This is a genomic window from Phenylobacterium sp. (assembly GCF_037968635.1).
Taxonomy (GTDB): domain Bacteria; phylum Pseudomonadota; class Alphaproteobacteria; order Caulobacterales; family Caulobacteraceae; genus Phenylobacterium.
In genome coordinates, this window is the sequence record NZ_JBBKVV010000043.1 from 23,141 (window position 1) to 29,900 (window position 6,760).

General features: G+C 68.8%; 10 protein-coding genes. 4 read left to right on the plus strand and 6 right to left on the minus strand.

Annotated elements, in window-relative coordinates; all coding sequences use genetic code 11:
- Window positions 1-26: 26 nt before the first annotated feature.
- The 4 genes from AAC997_RS04440 to AAC997_RS04455 form a co-directional block, all read right to left on the minus strand.
- Window positions 27-1,472: an MFS transporter gene (locus AAC997_RS04440; RefSeq protein ID WP_340644481.1), complete on the minus strand. Its 1,446-nt coding sequence runs from the start codon at window positions 1,470-1,472 to the stop codon at window positions 27-29.
- Window positions 1,469-1,909 (minus strand): MarR family transcriptional regulator, encoded by a 441-nt coding sequence (locus tag AAC997_RS04445; protein ID WP_340644482.1) that lies wholly within the window; start codon window positions 1,907-1,909, stop codon window positions 1,469-1,471. Before AAC997_RS04445 ends, AAC997_RS04440 begins: the two co-directional genes overlap by 4 nt.
- Before the next feature lie 95 nt (window positions 1,910-2,004).
- Window positions 2,005-2,436: a hypothetical protein gene (locus AAC997_RS04450; RefSeq protein ID WP_340644483.1), complete on the minus strand. Its 432-nt coding sequence runs from the start codon at window positions 2,434-2,436 to the stop codon at window positions 2,005-2,007.
- 80 nt (window positions 2,437-2,516) lie between these two features.
- Window positions 2,517-3,158, minus strand: coding sequence for a S24 family peptidase (locus AAC997_RS04455; RefSeq protein WP_340644484.1), 642 nt, complete (start codon window positions 3,156-3,158; stop codon window positions 2,517-2,519).
- Window positions 3,159-3,241: 83 nt separating this feature from the next.
- Between AAC997_RS04455 and AAC997_RS04460 the strand changes: the two genes are divergently transcribed.
- The 3 genes from AAC997_RS04460 to AAC997_RS04470 all read left to right on the plus strand — a co-directional run bounded on the left by AAC997_RS04460 (window position 3,242) and on the right by AAC997_RS04470 (window position 5,016).
- Window positions 3,242-3,556 (plus strand): hypothetical protein, encoded by a 315-nt coding sequence (locus tag AAC997_RS04460; RefSeq protein ID WP_340644485.1) that lies wholly within the window; start codon window positions 3,242-3,244, stop codon window positions 3,554-3,556.
- A gap of 31 nt (window positions 3,557-3,587) precedes the next feature.
- Complete coding sequence (locus AAC997_RS04465; RefSeq protein WP_340644486.1) at window positions 3,588-4,166, plus strand: hypothetical protein; 579 nt, start codon at window positions 3,588-3,590, stop codon at window positions 4,164-4,166.
- 103 nt (window positions 4,167-4,269) lie between these two features.
- A complete protein-coding gene (locus AAC997_RS04470) occupies window positions 4,270-5,016 on the plus strand; it encodes an enoyl-CoA hydratase-related protein (RefSeq protein WP_340644487.1) in 747 nt (248 codons plus the stop codon).
- A 9-nt stretch (window positions 5,017-5,025) separates the two neighbouring features.
- Here the strand turns inward: AAC997_RS04470 and AAC997_RS04475 are convergent, their stop codons facing one another.
- Window positions 5,026-5,574 carry a helix-turn-helix domain-containing protein gene (locus tag AAC997_RS04475; protein ID WP_340644488.1) on the minus strand — a complete coding sequence of 183 codons (549 nt, stop codon included), beginning with the start codon at window positions 5,572-5,574 and terminating at the stop codon, window positions 5,026-5,028.
- Window positions 5,575-5,635: 61 nt separating this feature from the next.
- On the opposite strand from AAC997_RS04475, the gene AAC997_RS04480 reads away from it, so the two are divergent.
- A complete protein-coding gene (locus tag AAC997_RS04480) occupies window positions 5,636-6,193 on the plus strand; it encodes an arsinothricin resistance N-acetyltransferase ArsN1 family B (RefSeq protein WP_340644489.1) in 558 nt (185 codons plus the stop codon).
- A gap of 46 nt (window positions 6,194-6,239) precedes the next feature.
- Here the strand turns inward: AAC997_RS04480 and AAC997_RS04485 are convergent.
- A partial coding sequence (locus AAC997_RS04485) for an HAD family hydrolase (protein ID WP_340644490.1) occupies window positions 6,240-6,760 on the minus strand: 521 nt, incomplete at its 5' end.

Consider the following 6,760-nt stretch of genomic DNA (forward strand, 5'->3'; position numbering starts at 1 on the left):
ACCGCACGCCGGGGAAGTCGAGGAGATTAGCCGGGTTTGCGGCCGTTCATCTCGTCGCCGGCGTTCTTGGGCAGGGGAATGAAGAACAGGATCGAGATGAAGGTGATCGCCCCGATGATCACGAAGGCCGGCGCGATGGTGGCGGTGGTCATCTGGGTCTGGCCTTGCGAGACCATCAGGGTGTGAAGCAGCAGGGCGGCCAGGCCGATGCCGATGGACTGCACCAACTGCTGAGCCATGGAGGAGGTGGTCGAGGCGCGGCTCATCTGATGCTGCTCGATCTCCGCATAGGCGAGGCCATTGAGGCTGGTGAACTGCAGGGAGCGGAAGAAGCCGCCGATGGCGAGGACCGTCAGCATGATCCAGTGCGGGGTCGAGGGTTCGAAGAGGCCATAGGCCATGAAGCTGACGCCGACGATGACGGCGTTGACGAGCAGCACGGTGCGGAAGCCGTAGCGGCGGAGGATCGGCGGGGCGGTGGTCTTCATCACCAGGGCGCCGGCGGCGCTGATGAAGGTCATCAGGCCTGCCTGGAAGGCCGAGAGGCCAAAGCCGATTTGCAGCAGCATGGCCAGCAGGAAGGGCGTCGCGCCCATGGCCACCCGCATGAAGGCGCCGCCGATCACCGAGGCGCGGAAGGTCACCAGCCTGAAGATGGACAGGTCGATGATGGCGTGGGGATTGCCCTTGGCGTGGAACCGGTAGGCGACCAGGGCGGCGATGCTGCCCAGGAAGAGGGCCGCCACGACGCCGGGGGGCATGGCGCCGCGGCCGATGTTCTCAAAGCCCAGGATCAGACCGGCGAGGCCGAGCCCCGTCAGCAGGATGCCGATCCAGTCGATGGGCGAGACGTCCTGCTCCTTCACATTGGGGACATAGGCACGGACCAGCAGGACCCCGGCGACGGCGATGGGCAGGTTCATGAAGAAGATCCAGCGCCAGTCGAAGAAGGTGACGATGGCGCCGCCGACCACGGGGCCGATGACGGGGCCGAGCAGGGCCGGCATGGTGAGGACCGACATGGCGCCCACCAGCTCGCTCTTGGGCGTGGTGCGCAGCAGAACCAGGCGGCCGACGGGGCCCATCATGGCGCCGGCCATGCCCTGGAAGATGCGGGCGATGACCAGCTGGTTGAGGTCCTGGGCGAAGCCGCAGGCGGCCGAGGACAGGGCGAACAGGACCATGGCGATCATGAAGATGCGCTTGGCCCCAAACTTGTCGGCGACCCAGCCGCTGATGGGCAGGAACACCGCAGAGGCCAGCAGGAACATGGTGATGGCCAGGTTCAGGCGCAGCGGATCCTCATCCAGGGCCTTGGCCATGGTGGGCAGGGCGTTGGAGATCACCGTGGCGTTGAGGGTCTGCATCAGCATGGCCGAGCCGATGATCGCCGGGATCATCCAGCCGCGCACGCCGCCGCCGCCGGCGGGAGGGGCGGCCTGGGCTTCCACCGGGCCTTCGACCTCGCTCATGCCTCGAGGCTCAGCAGTTGGAGGAGGGGGCCCGTGGCTGCGTCGAGCCGGCGGCTGGCATCCTCGGGGAGCTTGGCGAGGCGAGCGGCCAGCCAGTCGTTGCGGTGCTGGCGGATGGCGTCGAGCTGAGCTTGGCCCGCCGGGGTGATGGCGAGGCCCGAGCGGCGCCCATCGGTGGCGCTGTCGGCGCGGGCGATCCAGCCGGCGGCCTCCAGGCGCTTGATATGGCCGCTCATGGTGGGGCGGGAGAGCTGCTCGTTGTCGGCCAGATCGCAGACGCCGACCCCGGGATTGCGGCGGATCTGGTTGAGCAGCAGGGCGTCGAGGGCCGAGACCCCGGCCTTCTGGGCCTCCTGGCGCAGGCGGCGCGAGACCCGCAACAGGGCGGGGCGGAGGGTTTCGGCCAGGGTGACCGGGTCGTCGGTGGAAGTGGGCATCGAGTCCCGTGAATATATAGTTAGGTTGGCGAACTACCTATATTCGCGGATCGGAGCGGTCAAGCCGAGGCGCCGTGCCGGCGCGGCAGGCGCCGCTACGGCTCCAGAGCGCCTCGGAGCGCCCGACGGGCGGCGCGGACGCCCGCGGCCAGGGCGATGGCCTGCCGGCGCAGATCCTGGGCCAGGGCCTCGCAAGTCTGACGCTCACTCCAAAAATCACGGGCTGCGGCGTCGCGCGCCCGCTCGCCGGTGGCGTGGGCGGTCCGGGCCGCGCTCTGGACCTGAGCCACCGCGCTGACGAACCGGCCCTGGGCGCTCTCGCGCCAACGCCGCCGGGCCGCGAGCTTGGCGCGGGCGTCGTCGAGAAGGGCGTCGTCGGTACGTGGGAGGCAGGGGGCCGGCGCCATGCCCGACCAGGCGACGCCGCTGGACCGCCGCGCCTCCCGGGCTCCCCAACTGAGCCGGGCCTGATCGCGGGCGCGTTCGGCGGTCAGGAGGTCGATCAGCTCAAGGTCGTGGCTTTTCATCGGAAAAGTGTATAAAATCTACAGAAATCCACCAAGGTGAATTTGAGATTTCTCGCAAGGCCGGACCACCTGGGGGTGAGTCACCCGCGGAGGATGATCCGGCGGGCCTGGTAGGGCGGGATAATCGCGGTGATGTGAGCGGCCCAGCGCAGGCGGGCGTCGTGGCGGGTGGGGCCGGCCAGGCTCTCCAGGTCGAAGCGGCCGGGCTCGCTGCCGCGCAGCAGGCGCTTGACCAGCACCTCGTCGGTGTCGGTCTCCACGACCACCACATGGCCCAGCATGTCGGGGGTCGGCGGCGTCTGCTGGTGTTCAAAATAGATCAGCGCGCCGTCGTCGGCGAGGCCGCGCATGGAGTGGCCCGAGACCTGGAGAGCGACGGCGTTCTCCGTTCCCCCAGGCGGGATTGGGGCCAGGTCGTCGGCCTCCTGGCCGGTGGCGAAGAGCACGACGCCTTCCGGGTTGGCGCCCACCCGGCCGATCACCTTGACCAGGCCCGGACCCGCGCCGGGCCGCATGGCGCCCGAGGCGTCATAGAGCCACTCTGGGCGGACCCCGAAGGCGGCCGCATAGTCCTTGGCCTTGCGATAGGAGAAGGGGGCGTTGCCATTCTCGTTGGAGGCATAGGTGTTGCGGTTCCAGCCGAAGGCTTCAGCGGCCGCAGCGGCGGTGTCGAAGCCCTTTTCGGTGCGCGCGACGCGGAGGCGTTGGAAGCGTTCGTCCATGGCGCGAAACCTACAGTGGAAAGTCTGTATAGAAAATACAGATTCATGTTGCCCGTTCCCGGTATGTTCCGTATGTTTTATACATGCAACGGGAAATCGCCATACCAAGGCCCGCCGACGGGCAAGATTACGCAGCCCTACGTCAAAGTGGGACGTCACCCCTCCGCGCCAGGACGCAGCTGGGCCTGGAGGATTGGCAGGCTCGGCGGTTCGAGAAGCTGTTCAAATCGCGGACCGCGCGGGGGGCAGGCGACAGCCAGCTGCCGAAGTTCGCGCGGCATGAAGCCCATGTGGCGGCGGTGCTGGCGGCGGGCGGGTTCTGGGCCTTCTCCGAGCGCCGCATCGGGCGTGACGGGGTGGCGGTCTGCCTGCCGATGATCGCCCCGGCCAGGGGCTGAGTCTTCATTCCTACAGAGGGAGTTTCCGCGCATGAGCCGTACGGCCCATCTGGCGCGCCTGGAGCGCGAGCGTCTTCTGGTTCTGGAGCGGCGGGGCAAGGCTAGGGCGGAGGCCCTGGCGGTCACGCAGGGGATCGCCGAGACGGTGGCCCTGTCACAGGCCCGAGGCGCGGCCATCGAGGCGCCGGCCACGCCGCGCAAGCCGCATCGCCGGCAGGCCGGGCTGGAGTGGCTGGTCGGCCAGGGACGGCTGAACGACCAGCAGAAGTGCGCCGGCGAACGCTATGGGACCTATTACCGCCGCGCCCAGGCGGGGACCGCGATCGGCTCGAGCCTGGAGATCAAGCATGGCGACAACCCGCAGGGGACCAGCCTGACCGAGGTGCTGGCCCAGGCCGAGGCGCGGGTGGCGGCGGCGGCCAAGCTGGCCCTCTATCGCCGGCGGCTGCACCAGCATCCGGTGTTGCTGGCGGCCTGCGACCTGGTGTGCGGGCAGGAGCTGACGCCACGGGAGGCGGCGCGCACCGACCGCGAGGCCGGGCGGCTGGAGGCGGTGCTGGAGGTGGCGCTGGACCTGCTGGCGGAGGAGGGCGCCACGCAGGGCGGGTGACGGCGGCTCTCGGATATTCTCGGTGACTTCCGTAAGGACTCCCGTGCCTGATCCCTCCAAAGGTCCGGGACCCCTCGGGCGGAACAAGGACAGGGAGGCCGGCGTGGCCGATCAAGACGTATTGTTGGTGGAACGGCGGGGTGAAACCGACTTTGTGACGCTGAACCGGCCCGAGCGGCTGAACGCGCTGAACCAGCCGCTGTCGGACGCCCTGCTGGCCTATTTCGAGGCCCGGCGCCGTGACACCGCGTGCCGGGTGATCGTGCTGGCCGGGGCGGGGCGCGCGTTCTCCTCCGGCGCGGACCTCAAGGCCGGCGGCCAGCCGGACCGACTGCGGGACGGGCCGAACGGCGACTGGATGCGGCGCGACACGCTGAAGGCCATGCGCGCCTGTCCGCAGCCGATCATCGCCCTGGTGCACGGGGCCGCGGCGGGCGGCGGCCTGGCCATCGCGCTGGCCGCCGACGTGATCGTGGCCGGCGCCAGCGCAGCCTTCCATCCGGCCTTCATCAAGATCGGGCTGTCGGGCTCGGAGCTGGCGGTGAGTTGGCGGCTGCAGCGGACCATGGGGATATCCCGGACCCGCGAGATGCTGCTGACCGGCGAGCCGATGAACGCCGAGGAGGCCGCCCGCGTGGGCCTGGTGTCCAAGGTGATCGCTGACGAGGGTCTGGCCGCCGAGGGCGAGCGCCTGGCGACGGCCATGCTCAAGGCCGGCCCCGACGCCCTGCGGATCTCCAAGCGCACCTTCGACGCGACCCTGGAGGGGATGAGCTTCGACGCGGCGCTGGAACTAGAGGAGCGCGGGCAGATCCAGATGATCCGGGGGCGGGTGGTTCCCGCGCGGTGACCCCCAATCCTATCCCCGCAGCACGGCAACGAGATAGCGGGTGACCTCCGCGCTATCGTTGCGGAAGACGACATTGGAGGGTGGGCCGAACTCCAGGCGGTCGCCGGCTGTGAGGGCTGTGCTTTGCGGGCCTTCCTGGATGACCAGACAGCCCTCCAGAACCCAGACCACCTGCCGGATCAGGGCGTAGGAGGATGCGGCGGCGGCGACCTGCTTTCCCGGAGGCATGTGCACCTCGACAAGCTCCAGCGGCATAGCGGGGCTCAGATAAACCTGGCGACGTTCGTAGCCGGTCGCGGGGTCGGTCCAGCTCGGCTGGTCACCCCTCTGCAGGAACCTGGCGGACGCCACTTGCTCGGACATGAGTTCCGCCAAGGTGAGGCCGAGAGCCGCGGCCACGCGCAGAAGGATGGTCGCCGTGGGGCTGGCCTCCTGCCGCTCCACCTTGCTCAGCATGGACTTGGAGACGCCGGAACGCTCGGCGAATTCGGCGAGAGTCCAGCCATGGCGCGCCCTGAGGTCGGCGATCCGCCGCGCAAGCTGGGCTTCGATATCCACTATATTGACTCTCTATCTACTATCTGAGACGAACGTCTACGCCTTAGCAGATGGGGGATCAATGGCTGGCATCAGAGTCGCGTGCATCGAGGATGCCGAAGCGATCGCGGAGATCTACGGCCCTTACGTCCGCGATACGGTCATCTCCTTCGAGGAGGTCGCCCCGACCCCTGCCCAGATGGCCGAGCGGATGGGTCGGATTTTGCGGACCCATCCCTATCTGGTGCACGAGGAGGCCGGCGAGGTCGTCGCTTATGCCTATGGTTCGCCGCACGCCGAGCGGGCCGCCTACCGCTGGTCGTGCGACGTCACGGTCTACGCCCGGTCTGACGTCCACCGGAAAGGGGTCGGCCGACGGCTGTATGGCGAGCTGCTTGCGCTGCTTGAGGCCCAGGGCCTGCATATGGCCTACGGCGGAATCGCCCTGCCCAACGCCAGCAGTGTCGCCCTGCATGAGGCGATGGGGTTCCGTCAGGTGGCCCTCTATCCCGAGGTCGGCTTCAAACAGGGCGCCTGGCGTGATGTCGGCTGGTGGGCCAGGACCCTGGCAAGCGGGACCGATAGAGTCGAACCGATCCTGTTCGCGGACATGCCGGCGCCGCAGTTCGCCTCGGATTGACGCCCGCGTGTTCCTGGCCTGGTATCTGCGCCAGGAAGGCTGCCCTTCATAAACTCGCCTGAACCAGGTCGTGGACCTGATGCAGATCGCGCGCGACGAGGACGCACAGGGCGGCCAGCGCCTCCGTGGGTTCGAGAAGATCGGGCACCATCACGGTCATCATGCCCGCCGCCGAGGCCGAGCGGACGCCGATGGGAGAGTCCTCAAGGGCCAGACAGAACCGGGGCTCGACCCCCAGCCGTCGGGCGGCCGCCAGGAAGGGATCGGGGGCGGGCTTGCCGTGCTCGTAGTCTCCCCGGCAGACGATCTGGTCGAAGCGATCGGTCAGGCCGTGGGTGGTCAGGTGACGCGCGACGGTTGGCGCCGAGGACGAGGTGGCGATGGCGCGCGGCAACCGCGCCTGGTCCAGGAGGTCCAGAAGTTCGGGGACGCCGGGCTTCATGGCGACCCTGTTTTCGGCGACCCGCCAGAAGTGGAGGCGCCAACTGGCGTGGAAGGCCTCAAAGGGGAAGGCCGCGCCGAAGTGGGACCGGAACAGGTCCCCGCATTGCGACCGACGCACGCCCA